18 protein-coding genes and 1 other annotated feature are annotated in these 17,761 nt (G+C 36.6%); of the genes, 4 read left to right on the forward strand and 14 right to left on the reverse strand.

The window, feature by feature from the left end; all coding sequences use genetic code 11:
• Position 1: 1 nt before the first annotated feature.
• A complete protein-coding gene (rnjA, locus tag A5866_RS07615) occupies positions 2 to 1,672 on the forward strand; it encodes a ribonuclease J1 (RefSeq protein ID WP_086278596.1) in 1,671 nt (556 codons plus the stop codon).
• Positions 1,673 to 1,732: 60 nt separating this feature from the next.
• Here rnjA and A5866_RS07620 read toward each other — a convergent pair whose 3' ends face one another.
• From A5866_RS07620 to A5866_RS07640, 5 genes are all read right to left on the reverse strand, one after another.
• Positions 1,733 to 2,395: a glycosyltransferase gene (locus tag A5866_RS07620; RefSeq protein WP_086443917.1), complete on the reverse strand. Its 663-nt coding sequence runs from the start codon at positions 2,393 to 2,395 to the stop codon at positions 1,733 to 1,735.
• Between the two features lie 21 nt (positions 2,396 to 2,416).
• A complete protein-coding gene (locus tag A5866_RS07625; RefSeq protein ID WP_086443916.1) occupies positions 2,417 to 2,953 on the reverse strand; it encodes a hypothetical protein in 537 nt (178 codons plus the stop codon).
• Complete coding sequence (locus A5866_RS07630; RefSeq protein ID WP_086443915.1) at positions 2,950 to 3,195, reverse strand: hypothetical protein; 246 nt, start codon at positions 3,193 to 3,195, stop codon at positions 2,950 to 2,952. Before A5866_RS07630 ends, A5866_RS07625 begins: the two co-directional genes overlap by 4 nt.
• Entirely contained in the window at positions 3,196 to 3,387 is a 192-nt protein-coding gene (locus tag A5866_RS07635; protein WP_086443914.1) for a MerR family DNA-binding transcriptional regulator, read from the reverse strand.
• 117 nt (positions 3,388 to 3,504) lie between these two features.
• Positions 3,505 to 3,954 (reverse strand): universal stress protein, encoded by a 450-nt coding sequence (locus tag A5866_RS07640; protein ID WP_086443913.1) that lies wholly within the window; start codon positions 3,952 to 3,954, stop codon positions 3,505 to 3,507.
• Between the two features lie 178 nt (positions 3,955 to 4,132).
• On the opposite strand from A5866_RS07640, the gene A5866_RS07645 reads away from it, so the two are divergent.
• A complete protein-coding gene (locus A5866_RS07645; protein WP_010760373.1) occupies positions 4,133 to 4,282 on the forward strand; it encodes a hypothetical protein in 150 nt (49 codons plus the stop codon).
• Between the two features lie 133 nt (positions 4,283 to 4,415).
• On the opposite strand, the gene A5866_RS07650 is transcribed toward A5866_RS07645, so the two are convergent.
• From A5866_RS07650 to A5866_RS07670, 5 genes are all read right to left on the reverse strand, one after another.
• Complete coding sequence (locus tag A5866_RS07650; protein WP_086278591.1) at positions 4,416 to 4,604, reverse strand: hypothetical protein; 189 nt, start codon at positions 4,602 to 4,604, stop codon at positions 4,416 to 4,418.
• Positions 4,605 to 4,761: 157 nt separating this feature from the next.
• Positions 4,762 to 4,962: a cold-shock protein gene (locus A5866_RS07655; RefSeq protein WP_010760372.1), complete on the reverse strand. Its 201-nt coding sequence runs from the start codon at positions 4,960 to 4,962 to the stop codon at positions 4,762 to 4,764.
• A 148-nt stretch (positions 4,963 to 5,110) separates the two neighbouring features.
• Positions 5,111 to 5,779 (reverse strand): RadC family protein, encoded by a 669-nt coding sequence (radC, locus tag A5866_RS07660; protein WP_176271462.1) that lies wholly within the window; start codon positions 5,777 to 5,779, stop codon positions 5,111 to 5,113.
• Between the two features lie 87 nt (positions 5,780 to 5,866).
• Positions 5,867 to 6,526 carry an HAD family hydrolase gene (locus tag A5866_RS07665; protein WP_086443912.1) on the reverse strand — a complete coding sequence of 220 codons (660 nt, stop codon included), beginning with the start codon at positions 6,524 to 6,526 and terminating at the stop codon, positions 5,867 to 5,869.
• 502 nt (positions 6,527 to 7,028) lie between these two features.
• On the reverse strand, positions 7,029 to 8,348 hold the full coding sequence (locus A5866_RS07670) for a bifunctional folylpolyglutamate synthase/dihydrofolate synthase (RefSeq protein WP_086443911.1): 1,320 nt from the start codon (positions 8,346 to 8,348) through the stop codon (positions 7,029 to 7,031).
• A 385-nt stretch (positions 8,349 to 8,733) separates the two neighbouring features.
• Between A5866_RS07670 and A5866_RS07675 the strand changes: the two genes are divergently transcribed.
• Both A5866_RS07675 and A5866_RS07680 read left to right on the forward strand, forming a co-directional pair.
• A complete protein-coding gene (locus tag A5866_RS07675; protein WP_086443910.1) occupies positions 8,734 to 11,301 on the forward strand; it encodes a YfhO family protein in 2,568 nt (855 codons plus the stop codon).
• Positions 11,302 to 11,322: 21 nt separating this feature from the next.
• Complete coding sequence (locus A5866_RS07680; RefSeq protein ID WP_086443909.1) at positions 11,323 to 11,916, forward strand: TVP38/TMEM64 family protein; 594 nt, start codon at positions 11,323 to 11,325, stop codon at positions 11,914 to 11,916.
• Positions 11,917 to 12,010: 94 nt separating this feature from the next.
• Here the strand turns inward: A5866_RS07680 and A5866_RS07685 are convergent, their stop codons facing one another.
• From A5866_RS07685 to thiI, 4 genes are all read right to left on the reverse strand, one after another.
• Entirely contained in the window at positions 12,011 to 14,656 is a 2,646-nt protein-coding gene (locus A5866_RS07685; RefSeq protein WP_086443908.1) for a valine--tRNA ligase, read from the reverse strand.
• Positions 14,657 to 14,807: 151 nt separating this feature from the next.
• Positions 14,808 to 15,028: a binding site (T-box leader), on the reverse strand.
• 44 nt (positions 15,029 to 15,072) lie between these two features.
• A complete protein-coding gene (gene tpx / locus A5866_RS07690; RefSeq protein ID WP_086278584.1) occupies positions 15,073 to 15,564 on the reverse strand; it encodes a thiol peroxidase in 492 nt (163 codons plus the stop codon).
• Positions 15,565 to 15,675: 111 nt separating this feature from the next.
• On the reverse strand, positions 15,676 to 16,329 hold the full coding sequence (locus tag A5866_RS07695) for a redox-sensing transcriptional repressor Rex (protein ID WP_086278583.1): 654 nt from the start codon (positions 16,327 to 16,329) through the stop codon (positions 15,676 to 15,678).
• 154 nt (positions 16,330 to 16,483) lie between these two features.
• Entirely contained in the window at positions 16,484 to 17,689 is a 1,206-nt protein-coding gene (gene thiI, locus A5866_RS07700) for a tRNA uracil 4-sulfurtransferase ThiI (RefSeq protein ID WP_086443907.1), read from the reverse strand.
• Positions 17,690 to 17,761 lie beyond the last annotated feature (72 nt).

Raw genomic sequence — 17,761 nt, forward strand, 5'->3', positions numbered from 1 at the left:
TATGAAAGTAAATATAAAAAACAATGAAACCGGCGTTTTTGCAATAGGCGGTTTGGGCGAGATTGGAAAAAACACTTATGGGGTTCAATTTCAAGATGAAATCATCATTATTGATGCTGGGATCAAGTTTCCAGAAGATGATTTACTTGGAATCGACTATGTTATTCCAGATTATAGCTACATCGTTCAAAACCTGCATAAAGTCAAAGCGTTAGTTATCACTCATGGTCACGAAGATCATATTGGTGGCGTTCCGTATTTATTACGTCAAGCTAATATCCCGATTTACGCGGGTCCCTTGGCTTTAGCTTTGATCACGAATAAACTGGATGAACATGGACTATTGCGTGATGCTGAGATGCATGAAATCAATGAAGATACTGTGATTCGTTTCCGCAAGACAGCGGTCAGCTTTTTCAGAACAACGCACAGTATTCCTGATGCATTAGGTGTTGTTGTTAAAACACCATCTGGAAATATTGTTGCAACAGGCGATTTCAAGTTTGACTTTACACCAGTTGGTGAACCAGCAAACTTACATCGTATGGCAAAATTAGGTGAAGAAGGCGTTTTGTGTCTATTATCAGATAGTACCAACGCTGAAATCCCAACATTTACTAAATCAGAGAAAACAATCGGATCTTCTATTTTGAAGATTTTTGAAAAAATCGATGGTAGAATCATCTTTGCAAGTTTTGCCTCAAATATTTTCCGTCTGCAACAAGCTGCTGATGCCGCGGTTGCAACGGGACGTAAAATTGCAGTATTTGGCCGTAGTATGGAAAATGCGATCGTCAATGGCGAACAACTAGGTTATATCAATGTACCTAAAGGAACCTTTGTCGATGCCTCTGAGCTTAACCAACTACCGGCTAATGAGACCATGATCTTATGTACGGGTTCTCAAGGTGAACCGATGGCAGCATTAAGTCGGATCGCTAATGGAACACACCGTCAAATCTCCGTACAACCTGGTGATACAGTAATCTTTTCAAGTTCACCGATTCCAGGAAATACAACGAGTGTTAATCGTTTGATCAACTTGCTTTCAGAAGCAGGAGCTGAAGTTATTCATGGTAAAATCAACAATATCCATACTTCAGGTCACGGTGGTCAAGAAGAGCAAAAACTAATGTTGAGCTTAATGAAACCTAAATATTTCGTTCCTGTTCATGGTGAATTTAGAATGTTGAAAATCCATGCATCGTTAGCACAAGATGTCGGTGTTCCTGCTGAAAATTGTTTTATTATGGAGAATGGTGATGTATTGGCTTTAACAGCTGATGACGCTCGTATTGCAGGACATTTCAATGCAAATGATGTGTATGTAGACGGTAATGGTGTCGGTGATATCGGCAATGTTGTTTTACGTGACCGTCGAATTCTTTCAGAAGAGGGCTTAGTTTTAGCTGTAGCAACAGTTGATATTAAAAATAAAGAAATTCTAGCTGGTCCAGATATTTTATCTCGTGGATTCGTTTATATGAGAGAGTCAGGCGAAATGATCCACGAAGGACAGCGTTTATTATTTAACGCAATCCGCGAAGCATTGCGGGATGACAATTGTACAGAAGCAAAATTGTGTGATGCAATCACAGCTGCTCTACAACCGTTCTTGTTTGAAAAAACAGAACGTCACCCAATGATTTTGCCAATGATCATGACTTCATGAGTTTTACCTATTATAAAAGCCAGAACAGGGATAAAAAAACATTCCTGTTCTGGCTTTTTTTTATTTAGTAACAGTCGTTAAAAATTGCATAAGTTCTTGGGCTGCTAACTTACTCCCCTTATGTGGTTTTAATTCTTGCTGTAGCTTTTTAGCTTGCTGCTCATAGACTGAATGATTCAAAAGTGCTTGAAGATTCTGCTTAAACAAATACTGATCCTTTAATTTGCTTTTTTTTATTTGAATTGCATTACCATACTTAGTGCAACAGCTGATATTATACTCTTGTTCTTTCTGTAAACCAATGCCGATAAATGGCTTCCCAGCGAGGCATGCGGTCTGAACCGTTCCTTCTCCACCATGAAGAACACAAGGTGTTACTTTATTTTGCACCTCCATTGCAGGTAACCAATCATAAAGATGTACATTTACAGGAAGTTGCTCTATTTGTTTTTCTGTTAAGTAACTTCTCATTGGGCTGATCACCTCAACATCTAATCCATCAAAATTACGTAATAACTCAAAAATGAGTTGACGATTAGTCGAACTTCCCATACTACAATAAATAAGAGGTTTTGTACTTGTTTCTAGCAACTGTTGTAACTGAGTTGGTATCTCTTCATTTAAATTCGCAAAAATAGGCCCAACATAAATACTGTCACTTGGTAAATTAGGATTATTAGTTAATAATTCAGGTGTAGTGATACAATTTAAATCAGCGGACATAGCGTCGATCGTATAGTTAAATCAATCTTTTACATCATACTCTTCTATCAGCTTTTTAATACTTTTTGGAAGCCATTTTAAATGTAAAATAAAAGATTGTGCTAGTTTTTTTAAATAGGGATTTGAATCTTTCATAAATATTGGTCCTTCTACATGAGCCGGACTATAAGCATAGGGCTTAACATAAATCAATGGAACCTTTTTGACACGTACACTAATCAATAAACTGATCGTAGAACCAATGATTATCCCGTCTGGATTAAGCTTCTTAATCAATTTTAATTCATTTTCGATCCTCATTTTCAACGTATCATAGGTAAAAGGAATTTTGAACGATTTCATTTGATCAAAGTTCATGATCTTAACGATATCTGTTTCTGTTAAATGAGGTGATAAATAGTTAAATTCAAACCCTGATTCTTCAATAAAGTCAGCAAATTTCCGACTATAGCCCATAAAAACACAGTTAGCTTCGGCCTGACATTCTTTGGCGACTTCGATCATTCTAGTTGTTTCAGCTAAATTAAAAGTTTCTGGTGCGAATAATAATGTTTTCATTGAATTATTACCTCAGGTGTTGAAATCATATGATAGATTTGCTCAACATAAGAATCGATTGCACGTTCTTCCTCATCGTTAAAATCTTTTATTTCTGGGACTTTTTCGAATAATGATACCATTTGCTGATAATAGTCGATTTTATCTTGGAATAGCTTTTTCTTAGCCTTTATCAATTTTTCTGTTTTTTCTCTGCAGTCAGTCGTGGTCTTATCTGAGATTAAACCTAATAGTGTTTGCATTTATTCAAGGTTAAATTCACCATATTTCATTACCAAAATGTATTTAATCATTAATAAATCGATCTTTTGATACACTCGATAACCGTTGTCTTCTCTACTCGGTTTTAGTAAGTCAATCTTATCATAATATCGCAAGGTTGATTTTGGGACTCCAAGTATTTTAGCGGCTTCTTTTACTGTTTTTCCTGTCATTTGATTCCTCCGATTACTTTTTTTGTACTATAACATGAAACCTAACTTTAATGTCAATAGTAAAAAAGCAACTGACAGACTCAACGCCTACAGTTGCTTTTTGCTCTTATTTAAACTCTAAACTGTTTTATTCACCACTAAAACATTGACTTTCGTATGATTGACAACATAAGACGTCGTTGATCCGACCATTAATCGCTCAAAACCATTTAGCCCAGTTCTACCAATCACAATCAAATCAATTGGTTGTTCTGACTCTCTAAAATCAGCGATCAATGTTTTAGGATAGCCATACATGACATACGTAAAAACGTTGGTAACGCCCTGTTCAAGCGCTTTGGACTCTCGTTCTTTCATTTCTGCTTCTTCTTTTGTACGAAGATCTTCCATCAAGGTGCCCATCGACATCGTTAGTTCACCAAAGTAATTGCCCATCTCTTCAATAACAGACAATATGTGTAATGCAGCACCATTGCGTTTGGCAATTTTTATCGCTTCTTGAAACGCATTTTCTGACTGGTCAGAACCATCTACAGCAACTAAAATATTCTTATATGACTCTCCCATGATAAAAAACCTCCTTCTTTGGTATCTCCATTATACTACGTGAAAGAGCTTTCTACAAAAAAAACTGTTACATTAAAACTTTCTTCTTTACACGTCAAACAAGCCGTGGTATAGTAATCATGGAATTTCGTTATCAGATATCGTTGCCTTTCATAAGAATCAAGAGAGGAGAATTATTATGACATTTGGTAATAAAGTATTAAAATACCGTGTAGCACTTGATACAAAGAGAAATTTGTTTATGGCTATCGATGCAAATAACCAAGCAAATATTGCTTATGGTATCACGATTACACAAGCAGTAAAAGAATTGAAAAAATCTATTTAAGGAGTTATCAACCTAAATGAGCGATTCAAGTTCTAATACGATTTAAAGGCATCCAGTGAATGGTAAATCACGGATGCCTTTTTTGTTTTGTTCATTTTTGCCTAGTGGTCCGTATCATCGTTCATGCGAAAGATTATTTTGGGTAATTGAGATAAATCATTATTAAACTAACAACGAATAACACAAAGCCAAACATAACTAGCGGGACTACCATACCATTCCAGGCTTTTTTATTGGTAAAGGCTCGCCAACGATAAAGAGCACCTGCTAATCCAAGAAACGCTAATGAGACAAAGAACACCACTAAAGAAAGATTCAACACGTTTATCACCTCTTACAAGTAGTCTACAACTTACCAACAAAAAAGATAGTAACAAAAATGTAAGGAGAAACTACTGAAAACTAAATTATTCTCACTCAACAGACTCTGCATAAAAAAAACATCTAGCAAATTTGCTAGATGTTTTGGAATGGATGAATTAGTTTTTTACAACGTTAACTGCTTGAGGTCCACGATCTGAATCTTCAACGTCGAAGCTTACTGATTGGCCTTCTTCGATTGTTTTGAATCCTTCACCTTGGATAGCTGAGAAATGTACGAATACATCGCTACCATCTTCGCGAGAGATAAATCCAAATCCTTTTTCTGCGTTAAACCATTTTACTGTTCCTTGTTCCATTCTTTTGTTCCTCCTCGTGCTTAAGCACTAAATATTGTAACATTGCCCGTGTACGATAGAGGGTTTTAAAATTAAAACTTCTATATTGTCCCAAACAAGATTACACTAATATTGTACATGCGAACCCTTATTTTTGCAAGAAATCTAGTTATTCTGCAGCAAAAAAGTTTTCTTCTCTCATACTGATGTAAACTTGTGCTCCGATGATAATATGATCTAATACTTCAATCCCCATCATTTTCCCACATTCTTGCATTCTTTGCGTGAAATGAATATCACTTTCTGATGGCGTTGGGTTACCACTTGGGTGATTATGTGCAAGAATCAAACGTGCTGCAGAATATTTTACAGCACTGCGAAAAATCTCTCTTGGGTGAGCGACAGACTGATTTAACGATCCTTTAAATACAGTCTCTTGCTTGATGACTTCATTTTTAGTATTCAAATACAAACAAACTAAATGCTCTTGCTGAAAATCTTGTAATTCATAGATCAAATTTTGCGCAATTTGATAGCTGGACGAAACCTTTCCTAATTTTAACTGAGTGCTTTGTTGGATTCGATAGCCAAATTCGATAGCTGCTCTTAACTCAATCGCTTTGATACGACCGATCCCTTTGATTTCCATCATTTCAGTCAATGTCGCATTCTTCAATTCGTATAGATGATTAAAATAATTCAAAAATTTAGATGCGACTTCCATCACATTGGTGTTCTTGGAACCTGTTCGCAATAAAATTGCCAGTAACTCTTGATTGGATAGGGCTTTTTCACCGACACCTTCCAATCGTTCTCGTGGTAAACAATCTTCTGGCATCTCTCTAATAAATAATTTTTCTTCTTTAATCAAAAAAATCACTCCTTTATACGCTTCTACTAAAAGATACGCAAAGGAGTGATGATCTTATTTTTTAAAATAATCTGGCGCTTGATTCAAGCTTTCAAAAATTTCTAGCGTTTTCCCTTTTATTTCTTCTGTCGGTGCCAATAAATCTGGGACCATGATCACAGGAATTCCTGCTGCATCTGCTGCTGTTACACCATGAAATGAATCTTCAAAAATCAACGTATTATCTGCTTTGGTACCAAGATACGCTAATGCTTTTTGGAAAATTTCTGGATCTGGTTTTGCACGGGTCACATCTTCTGCTGAAACAATTCCAGAAAAACGTTCTTTGATTCCAGCCCCATCTAATAGTAATTCGATTGCTGGACGAACATTGCTTGAAGCGACGATTCGAGGAATTTCTTGTTGGTCTAGAAAATCAAGCAACTCCAAAACTCCATCCTTCAAAGGAACAGCGCCCGATTCAAACACTTGGTAAGTATCTTCATACGACCGTTGAATAAATTCATCTACTTTGGCTTTACCGAAATTTTTATAAATTCGATGATAGTTTTCTTGAACCTCTTCATCTGACACCCCTAGAAACTCTAAATAAAGCTCTTTACTGTAAGGAAAACTCATAGCATCTGCTATTTTTTGTGTTGACTGATAATAAATCAATTCTGTATCAAATAATAAACCATCCATATCAAAAATTACGCCATCAATTGTTTTCATGATTTCCTCCTAAATTTAAAAGCGTAGCGGGCTCGTCCAGTCTCGACTGAAAAATAGGGAAAATTGACTGAGGTGCTTTTTGCCTCATTCCATTTTCATCTTTTTTACGAGAGACTAGCCCGCGTAGCTAGATAACATTAAAAGCTGAAAGAGCTCATTCAGTTTTTATCTTTTTCTTGAGACCTTCAATCCTTAGAGCTTTAGCTCTTAGGAATTGATGAGATCGAAGCAAAGCGTAGTGGCTAGCTCTTGAAGCTAAATAACATTAAAAGCGAAACAAATCGGTTAATCCTGTAGAAAATTAAGAAATTGTCAATGAGACGTTCTTTGTTTCATTGACAATTTATCTATTTTCCTAAGGATTGATTTGTGTAGCTAGATACGGTAGCAACGTTCAGCTTCGCTTCACCTTGTACCAAGTCTTTTCGTGCGACGAGTAACCGCAGGAGCATTCAACATCACTTCATTTCTTCGTTGTGTTTCTTGGCATGTTTCAAAGCAACTAATTCCCAACGTCAGAACCAATATTCATTAATAATTCCCGTACCTGAGAAACAAAATAAAGTGAACCTGTCACCAGCAGCAAGTCATCTGATGACATTTTTTCTAAAATTTCACCTAAACCGAATTGCCACAATGAAACGATTTCTGTTTTATCATTTTCATAATGTTCCATTTTAGTTAGATCGATTGCCCTAGGATAATCAAATGTCGTCAAATATAAATGAACATTTGGAACTCCTCTCAAGAGCGCAATCATCTGATCAATATTTTTTGAAGCTAGTGCTGAAAATAAAATGTGGATTTCCCGATTTGGAAATTCTTTTTTCAAATTTTCTGCTAAGCGGCGCATTGCATGATCATTATGGGCACCATCTAAAATGATCAATGGTTCATCACTGATTTTTTCCATCCGAGCAGGCCAGCGAGCTTGCGCTAATCCGTGGTACACATCTTTATCAGAAAAATTGAATTTCTGTATCTCACAATAAAGATAAAATAATTGGATCGCAACCGCTGCATTTTCAACTTGATGCCGACCTAATAAAGGCACTTTGACCTTAGGTAATTTGCCAGCTTCACTGTAAAAATTAAAAATCTCACCCCAATTTTTATCTGGGTGTAAATAGTCCGTTTTATACTCTTGATTATAGCGATACACTCTACTATGCTTCGTTTGGGCAACTTCATTGATCACTACAAAAGCTTCTTCTTCAATATTCCCAGTGACAACTGGTATCGACTCCTTAATAATCCCTGCCTTTTGGAAAGCAATTTTTTCAAGGGTGTCGCCTAAGATTTCTGTATGATCTTTTCCAATGGTTGTGATTGCCGTCAACATCGGTTTTACAACATTGGTACTATCTAATAAACCACCAAGTCCAACTTCCACAATGGTGATATCTACTTCCTCATCTAAAAAATAATCAAGAGCCATGGCCGTCAAGGTTTCAAATTCTGTGATTCCCGCACTTTCAGGCTGTTGATCCATCTCTTTGATCAACTCTTGATATTTTTCTACATACTGGATGATATGATCATCTGAAATGCCTTGTCCGTTGATGGCAATTCGTTCATTAAACTGCTCGATATACGGAGATGTAAAGGTACCGACTTTTAACCCTAACTCTTCTAGCATACACCGTAAATAAGTGACAGTAGATCCTTTTCCATTTGTACCCGCAATATGAATCGTTGGTACTTTTTCTTCAGGATTGCCGACTCTTTTCAATAATGCTTCTACTCGATCAAGACCAGGTCTAGAGCCAAATGGCAGTCTACTGTGAATCCAATCGATCGCTTCTTCTATCGTTAATGACATCTTATCAACTCCTCACTGTCCATTATATCGAAAGCGAAGATGCTTTTCACTAATTAAAGTCTAAAATCCCACAATTGTTCGATTTACAGTTAAAAAAACGGCATTTTATAAAAAAGAGTAAACAAATGACTCTATGCTTTAAAAAAAGAACAGTTGTGATAAAATAAACAAGACTATATGTAAAAAGTGAGTATTGATTTTTTTGCATCAACACCTAACCCCGTGATAGACTAGATTCTTAGAGTATCACTCAAACCAAATTCATTTTATAAATAACTCGTTAAAAAATAGTATTGTTGCAGGTAGTTCGTTTGATTTTTCAGGATTGATTGGACCTTTATCCTAAAACAGTTATAAATCATTAGAATAGAGGAGCAGTAAAAATATGTTAAAAGTTAAAAAAAATTTATTGATTAGCGGGAGCTTTCTTCTCCCCCTACTATTATTGATCATACTCTGGTCGATTTTAAGATTAGCACCTTTTGGAAATAACAATCTCTTAGTTAGTGATTTGGGCACACAATATATGCCTTTTTTAAGTTTATTTAAGCAATTTTTTCAGGGTGATACTTATTCCCTTTATTCATTTTCCGATGCACTTGGCGGAACGATTTTACCCTTAAGTGCTTATTATTTATTGAGCCCGTTCAATAGTTTAGTGCTGCTTTTTTCTTATGAACAGTTGCCGATTGCAATCCTACTGATCATTACCTTAAAAATTTCACTGATGGGCAGTTCGATGTTTTATTACCTTCACAAAACCTATAAGCAATCTACAATAGCCACATTGCTCTTTTCAACATCGTATAGTTTATGCGGTTTTGTAACGGTTTATTGTTTGAATTTTATGTGGTTGGATGCCCTTATTTTACTGCCTTTACTTATTTTAGGCATTCAGCGCTTGTGGGATCATAAAAAATATGCACTTTATTCTGGCGCTTTATTTTTGTCTATTGTGACTAATTATTATATGGGCTACATGCTTTGTCTATTCGCTGTTTGTTACAGTCTATACTGGTACTATCAAAAAAATGATGCGTCTAAAAAGAAATCGCTCTGGCAATTTATCAAGGAGGGTCGCTTGTTTTTTCTGACTTCCTTTCTTACCGGAATCAGTACCAGTTTTATTTTAATTCCAGCTATCGAAGGAATGTTAGCGACAAAGAAAACAAATTTTGACTGGCAAACCTTTTTACCTACACCTAATTTTGGGCTTAATTTTCTTTCACAATTTGGCCTTGGTAGTATTAATTTTGAATGGCGGTTAGAGCATTTACCCACGATTTTTTCTGGGGTCTTGATGGTTATGCTTTTTATCGCCTATTTCCAGCTATCTAGTATTCCTAAAAAAGCAAAATGGGGCGCCGTTTTTCTGCTTGGGTTTATTTTCTTAAGCTTCTGGTTAGAGTTAGTGAATACAGTTTGGCATATGTTCCAAAGCCCAGCAGGATTTCCGTATAGAAATACCTTTATCTTTAGTTTTTTGATCATAAAATTTGGCTATGAAGCCTTTTTGAAATTAAAAGAGGGCGCAAAATTAACGATCATGATTCCAACTATTTTCTCTGGCCTATTGCTCATTGGCTATATTGCCTTAAAATTTTCTGAAGAAAAGATTTTTCTTTTATCTGATCATTATTTTATCCTCAGTCTTATTAGTATTTGGCTGACCTTTGGTATCATCGTGTTTACTCAAAAAAACAGTGGCGCAAAAAGAGTTAGCGTCTATGCATTATTATTTTTAGTTGTTTGCTCTGAACTGGTTTTTAATTTTTGGATCAGTTTTAAAGATATTCCATTTGGTAATCAAGAAAAATTTGCGCAAACATTTCACATTCAAGATAACCTGATTTCAGATTTGCAAGATAAGCAAGCAAATTTATTCCGCATCAAACAAACCATTGATTCTGATACTGCAGGTTACAGAGAGAAAAATAATGGCTATAATAATCCAATTTTATACGGATACGCTGGCGTCTCAAGCTACACCTCTACGTTAGATGCCAAAACTCAGGATACTCTTCACGCTCTAGGCTTGTATCAAAAAAATGATCGTAGAATCGCTTACGTAGATGAATCAAAAGTAATCAATCTGCTCTTGAACGTCTCCTATCAACTAACACCTGAAGTCAAAACATATCAGGAAAATCTTTCAACGGATTCATCTACAAATGTTTATCAAAATCCTGAAGCAATCGGTATGGGCTTTTTAGTCCCTTCAGGATTTCGTTCACTAAAACTAGTGGAAAATCAGCCTTTAAAAAATCAGGAAATGATTTTGCAGCAGATCCAAGCTAACCCGCAAACTTATTTTCAGGAAACACAAAAAGTCACTTGGGAAACACAAGCTGACAATCACTACACACTTACAACCAAAACATCCGCTAACGGTGAGCTTTACCTTTATGTACCTGAAATCAATTGGAAAAAAATCACCTCATTCAAAGTAAATGGTGAAAAAATCCAACCAGCTGTTTACATCGCAACCAATCAATTGTTTAATTTGGGGTACTTTAAAAAAGATGCTGAGGTTGAATTACAACTTGAATCAGAAATAGCACTAGAAGATCAAATGATCGAATTAAAAACCCTACAACAGGATACTTTTGATTCATTTATTACCAAGCAAAAGTCCCAAGCTATTCAACTTAAGCAACAGGCTTCTGGAACATTGTCAGGCAATATAACGGTTACTGACTCAGAAAATACGCTACTCTACTTAGCTATACCTTATGACAAAAACTGGCAAATCACAGTTGATGGAAAAAAAGTCAAAGCAATGTCAGTTTTAGGCAATTTTACTGGAGTTAACTTATCTCCTGGAAAGCATCAACTCACGATGCAATATCAACAACAAAATTTCATTGTGGGCGTTATGATTAGCATTTCTATTCTTTTGGGCGTATTATTTTATCAACTATTAAAGTATTACAAGAAACGAAAAATAACGTAACAGTGAGAGGAAACTGCAGCCATGGGACGTAACATTTTGAAACGAATCATCTATGTACTACCGATTGTAGGTGTTATCATCTTTACTGGTTTGGTTATTTATGGTTATTCTAAAGGCATTTTTCATTCTGTTCAATCTCTACAGGATTTTATCAAGCAATTTGGTGAATATGCGGTATTTATTTTTATTTTTTTACAAATATTACAGGTCATCGTGCCAATCTTACCTGGTGGGATTTCTACGGTAGTCGGTATGCTGATGTTCGGTAATATTCAAGGGCTACTTTATAGTTATGTCGGTTTGATCATCGGGGAAATCATTGTTTACTGGTTAGCTCGCTATTACGGTAAGTCCTTTGCCCGATTGATTTTAACGAAGAAACGCTATTTAAAATTTGAAAAGATGCTAGATCGCCCCGAAAAAGGAATCAAGAGATTGATGATTATCACCTTGCTCGTTCCATTTGCACCAGATGATTTGGTGTGTTTGGTAGCTGGACTTACTGACCTTCCTTTTAAGGAGTATATGAAGATTTTGCTGATTTTTAAGTTTTGGTCAGTTGCCACTTATGGCTATGCGGTCTTGTTCTTGTTTAATCGGTTTTTGATTGGCTAAATACTTTATGATAGCAAGTATGTAATACGATTATCTTAAAAAAAATAGGGTAATAATCAGAAAAAGACATGATTATTACCCTATTTTTTTATTGTTAATTCACTGTACGCAGTTGTGCAATTCGTTCTTTCACAACGACTTGTTTTTCTAAATAATCTTTCTCTTTGGCCTTTTCAGCCTCCACAACTTCATTCGGCGCATTAGAAACAAATCGTTCATTTGCTAATTTACCTTGAACACGTTTGACTTCTTGTGTCCATTTGTCTAATTCTTTTTCTAATCGAGCAATTTCTTCTTCCACGTTGATCAAACCAGCTAGTGGTAAATAGAGTTCAGCTCCTGTTAAAACAGCTGACATCGCCAATTCTGGAGCTATAATGTCACTTGCAATCTTTAACTCATCTGGATTACAGAAACGCTCAATATAATTGGTATTTTCAATCAAGAATTTATCTACCGCTTCATCACTTGTTTTGATCAATAAAGTGATTGGTTTAGACAATGGTGTATTCACTTCAGCACGAATATTACGTACTGCGCGAATTACTTCTTTTAAGACTTCCATACCACGAGCGGCTGTTTCGTCTGAAAATTCTTCCTGAACAACTGGATAATCAGCAATCACAAGAGATTCACCTTTATGCGGGATATTGTCCCAGATTTCTTCTGTCACAAATGGCATGATTGGGTGCAATAGTCGTAAAATTTGGTCTAGCGTATACACCAAAATACTACGTGTTGTTTGTTTTGCAACTTCGTTTTCACCGTAAAGAATTTCTTTACTCATTTCAATGTACCAGTCACAGAAATCATCCCAGATAAAGTTATATAACTGGCGACCCGCTTCACCAAATTCGAAGCGATCGAATAAGTCAGTAACACGAGCGACTGTTTCATTTAGACGGGTTAAAATCCAACGATCTGCGACAGTTTTCTCACCGCTAAAATCGATATCTTCGTAAGTCATGCCTTCAACATTCATGATCACAAAACGGCTGGCATTCCAGATTTTATTGATAAAGTTCCAAGAAGCATCCATTTTTTCGTAACTGAATCGCATATCTTGACCAGGTGTTGAACCATTCGACATAAACCAACGCAATGCATCGGCTCCGTATTTATCGATCACTTCCATCGGATCGATCCCGTTCCCTAGAGATTTACTCATTTTACGTCCATCTTCTGCTCTGATCAGACCATGCATCAAGACATTTTTAAATGGCGCTTGTCCTGTAAATTCTAAGCTTTGGAACATCATTCGACTAACCCAGAAGAAAATAATATCGTAGCCTGTCACCAGAGTGCTTGTTGGGAAATAACGCTGATAGTCAGCTGCTTCTTCATCCGGCCAGCCCATTGTTGAAAACGGCCATAAGGCTGAACTGAACCAAGTATCTAATACGTCTGAATCTTGAGTCCAATTTTCAGGATCTGCTGGAGCTTCCATGCCGACATACATTTCGCCTGTTTCTTTATGGTACCAAGCAGGGATTTGATGTCCCCACCATAGTTGGCGTGAGATCACCCAATCATGTACGTTTTCCATCCAACGTAAGAATGTTTGATTAAAACGTGGTGGATAAAATTCTACTGCGTCATCTGTATCTTGATTTTCGATGGCTTTTTCAGCAAGTGGCGCCATTTTAACGAACCATTGTGTAGATAAGCGCGGTTCAACGACAACGCCAGTACGTTCTGAATGACCAACACTGTGATTCATGGTTTCAATTTTAATTAAACGACCCATTTCTTTTAAATCAGAAACAATCATTTTACGTGCTGCAAAACGATCCATCCCTGCGTATTTTCCTGCTAAATCGTTCATAGAACCATCTTCATTCATTACATTTACACGTGGTAAATCGTGACGGTTACCTACTTCAAAATCATTTGGATCATGAGCTGGTGTGATTTTCACTACCCCTGTTCCAAATTCCATGTCTACATACTCATCAGCAATGATCGGAATTTCTTTATCTACTAAAGGTAATGTAACAGTTTTACCGATCAAGGCTTGGTAGCGCTCATCTTCAGGATGAACTGCAATCGCAGTATCACCTAACATGGTTTCGGGACGAGTTGTTGCAATTTCCACAACACCTGTTCCGTCAGTCAGTGGATAGCTCATATGATAAAAGGCACCTTCAATATCTTTGTGGATAACCTCGATATCAGATAAGGCCGTTTTCGCTTTTGGATCCCAGTTGATGATGTATTCACCACGATAGATCAAGTCTTTTTCATATAAAGAAACGAACACTTTGCGGACCGCTTGAGATAAGCCATCATCTAAAGTAAAACGTTCACGGCTATAGTCTAAAGATAAGCCCATTTTTGCCCATTGTTCACGAATATGAGAAGCGTATTCTTCTTTCCAATCCCACACTTGTTCTACAAATTTTTCGCGACCTAAATCATAACGAGAGATGTCTTGTTCTGCTAATTTTTCTTCAACTTTGGCTTGCGTTGCGATACCAGCGTGATCCATTCCAGGTAACCATAATGTGTCAAAGCCTTGCATTCTTTTTTGACGAATAATCATATCTTGTAACGTGGTATCCCACGCATGTCCCAAATGTAGCTTACCTGTAACATTAGGCGGTGGAATCACAATTGAATAAGGTTTCGCTTCTTTATTTCCGTTTGGTTTGAATAAATCTTGGTCTAGCCATTTTTGGTAGCGACCTTGTTCTACTTCTGTTGGTTGGTATTTTGTTGGCAGATTTTTTTCTTCTGTCATGTAGATTCCTTCTTTCTGATTTTAATCTAAACGAATGGTAAAGCAGCACACTAAGGTAACAACACTTCTTATCAGTCGCCTTGTACTGTTCAATCTCAGATTGCTTCAAAATATGTGATGAACATATAAAAAGCCCTAAAATACTTTCGTATTTTAGGGCGTAAACTCTGTTACGCGGTACCACCTAAATTGTGCTTGATCATCCCAAACACCGCTTCATTCGTGAGGTAACGATCACTACTCGAATCATTCTACTTCATTCAAATCATTGACTCCCAAGCTACCTTCTTACTGGTTATGTGAAAATCTTCCACCAAGTGATTTTCTCTCTATAACGATGCCAGTAGTACTCCTCTTGATCATGGTCTTTGGTTTATTTTACCATTGAAGTTGAATAGAAGTCAATTTGAAAAAGTTTAACGCACAGATTTTACTTTATCCAATGCAGCTGCATAATCCGGCTCTTCCGCAATCTCAGTCGAAATTGCTTCATAAACCAGCTTACCATCTTTATCAATCACAAAAATTCCACGTGCTAAACGTCCCATTGCAGGGATGAATAAACCATACGCTTCACCAAAGGTTCCTTCTGTATCGTGTAAAAGTTCCATGTCCACACCTTCAGCTGCACACCAATTCTCTTGTTCTTCTTTTGTATTGTTTGATATCGTGATAAATTTAACACCAGCAACATTCGCTGCCTCTTGATTGAAACGCTTTGTTTGTAATGAACAAATTCTAGTATCGATATCCGGTACTACACTGATCAAAACAGGTGTACCTGCAAAATCTGACAGATTGACTACCTCATCTTTCAAATTTTTTAATGAGAAATCTGGTGCTTTACTACCTACCTCAGGTTGTACACCGCTGATTTCTACTACTTCACCTTTTTTTGTTACTTTCATTCTGTTATTCCTCCCCTAAAACAAATAAAGCTTCTATAGCTCAATTAGTTAAATCTTTCTATCTCCATCAAGTATAGATGAAGAAAACACAGATGACAAAGTTCTTGCTTTCTAGCTCTTATTTTTTGAAAAAGTTTCATCGAAATAAATCAACGTCTGTAATTCCGTTGTTAAATCAATATATTGCACATTCACATTCTGAGGGACAATCACACGGTCTGGTGCAAAATTTAAAATCGCAGTAATTCCGACTTCTACGATTTTATCGATTGCCTCTTGAGCATATTGACTCGGGACAGTTGATATCGCAACCGTTACACCCGTTCGCTCAACTTCTTTCGCTAAATTTTCCATAGGCTGGATAACGATATCATCAATCGACAACCCAACCAGCTCTTCTTGTGTATCAAATGCACAAACAATATTTAAATTTTCATTTCTTCGAAAATTATTTTTGACTAACGCTTTTCCTAAGTTACCACAGCCAATCAAGGCAATCCGTTTTTCTTCTTGGGTATTTAAAATATGACTAAATACCTCGATTAAATAAGGTACATCATAGCCATAACCGCTACGTCCTAATTCACCTAAATGGGAGAAATCGCGACGGATCGTAGCTGATGGCACTTGGATCACGTCACTAAACTCTTTAGACTTGATCCGAGTTACGCCGGAATCTCCTAACATTTTTAAATAACGTAAATATAACGGTAATCGTTTAGCCGTTGCTTTTGGCATTGTTTTTTCTTTATGTAATTCTTTCATTTTCCTAGCCCCCTTGTTACTTATTTCACATATATAGTTTAGCATGGTTGAGGTATGTGAGCAACTTGTTTGTGAAAAAAAATGCAGATATTAGAAAAACCTAATAAAAAAAAGAACAGATTCGATAGCGTTACCAAGTCTGTTCTTGCAACTTTTATAGAAAATCAGAAAATTCTTCGTTTTGTTCGTTTTGTTCAGTTATTTCACTAACTTTCAAACCAGCCATTGAACGAGCCATTAATCCTTCGATATCTAAGCGAGCTTCATAAGCTTGGGCTTTTTCTAACTTTGGTCGCGTTTTTGGTTGAGGTGGCGCAAAAATTGTACAGCAATCTTCAAATGGCTGGATCGCTAATTCAAAGGTATCGATTTTTTCAGCGATTTCTATGATTTCACCTTTGTCCATTGAGACAACAGGACGAATAATCGGTGTTGTGGTCACTTCATTGATTGCCACCATACTTTGCAAGGTCTGTGAAGCTACTTGTCCCAATGATTCGCCATTAATGATCACTAAGCCTTTTCTAGCAGCACGTATGGCATCTGTCAAACGCAGCATCATTCGGCGGGTCACAGTCATTAGATACCCTTCTGGAACCACTCGTTTGATTTCTTCTTGTATCTCAGTAAAGGGTACTTCAATAAACTGAATACTACCGCCATAGGGAGCGATTTTTGCTGCTAAATCTTTGGCTTTTTGCAAGGCTTGTTCACTGGTATAAGGCGGGCTGGCAAAATGAACGGCTTCAACTTCTACACCACGTTTCATTGCTAAGTAGCCTGCCACTGGTGAATCGATCCCTCCAGAAAGCATTAGCATACCACGTCCGCTAGTTCCCACTGGTAACCCGCCAGCACCACGAATCGTTTCATAAGAAAGATACGCACCTTCTTTACGAATTTCTACACGAATTTCAATATTCGGTTTTTTCATTTGTACGGCTATTTCAGGAAAAACTTCAAAAACTGCTCCGCCAAGCTCTCGGTTTAATTCATTGGTATCCAATTCAAAACTATGATCTGAACGTTTGGAAGTGATTTTAAATGTTTGTCCCGGCTGATAAGCAGATTTGATGATAGTTTGAACCATTTCACGAATTGTCGGCATTGTTTTTTCCACACGAACGCTAGGTGAAAAATTTTGAATACCAAAGACTTTTTCTAACTTAGGTAAGATTTGTACACTGTCTTCGCCATTTAATAATAAGTGCATTCGATCTCGATCTGCATGGATCTTGACAGCAGGAAAATCGCCTAGTACTCTTTTAACGTTTTGTGCTAGTTGAGAGATAAATAATTTTCTATTTTTCCCTTTCGTTGAAAGTTCGCCATAGCGAACCATGATTTCAGTATATTTCACAATTTTTCAATCCTTTTCTATAATGCTTGATTTTCTAGTATTATTTACTTTAGCTAGTATATCATAGCCGTT

The sequence above is a fragment of the Enterococcus sp. 12C11_DIV0727 genome (assembly GCF_002148425.2).
GTDB classification, from domain to species: domain Bacteria; phylum Bacillota; class Bacilli; order Lactobacillales; family Enterococcaceae; genus Enterococcus_L; species Enterococcus_L lemimoniae.